Genomic DNA, 646 nt, shown 5'->3' with positions numbered 1-646 from the left:
CGACCGCGATGGTGGCGGCCACGGAGACGATCCGCCCCGCCTGGCGGACACGGACATAGGTGGCATCGAGCCAGAGGTAGGGCCACTCGCCCTCGATCGGGCGGGAGAGGAAGGCACCGACCCGCTCATCGAGTTCGGCGCAGAGCCGGCTGACCTGGCTCTTGCTGATGCCCGACGCGCCCATGGCCTGCACCAGGTCGTCCACCGCCCGCGTCGAGACGCCGTGGACGTAGGCCTCCTGGATCACCGCCACGAGCGCCTTCTCGGCGGTCCGGCGGGGCTCGAGGAAGCACGGGAAGTAGGAGCCGCGCCGCAGCTTCGGGATGCGCAGCTCCACCGTGCCCGCGCGCGTCTCCCAGTCCCGCTGGCGGTAACCGTTGCGCTGCACCAGGCGGTCCGGGCTGCGCTCGCCATGGGCGGCGCCGGTCATCCCGCCGACCTCCAGCTCCATCAGCCGCTCGGCCGCGAACCCGATCATCTCGCGCAGGAAGGAGGCATCCGTCCCTTTCGCCAGAAGGTCGCGAAGGGCAGTCTCTTGCTCGGTCATCGTGGGGTTCCAGGGCAGGGGTTGCAGCTCGCAACTCAACCCTACCCAGGTTCACCGCGGTGGCCGCCTCCTACAACACGGACGGGGACACGACCCCAA

Annotated in this window: 1 protein-coding gene; it reads right to left on the bottom strand. The window is 70.3% G+C overall.

The features are described 5' to 3' along the window. A partial coding sequence (locus tag HW578_RS27405) for a transposase (RefSeq protein WP_198373833.1) occupies positions 1-547 on the bottom strand: 547 nt, incomplete at its 3' end. Between the last annotated feature and the right edge of the window lie 99 nt (positions 548-646).

The organism is Roseomonas rosulenta, from assembly GCF_016106005.1.
In the GTDB taxonomy this organism is placed as follows: domain Bacteria; phylum Pseudomonadota; class Alphaproteobacteria; order Acetobacterales; family Acetobacteraceae; genus Neoroseomonas; species Neoroseomonas rosulenta.
Note: the sequence above shows the minus strand (reverse complement) of the source record. Positions and strands in the feature narration are given on the sequence as shown.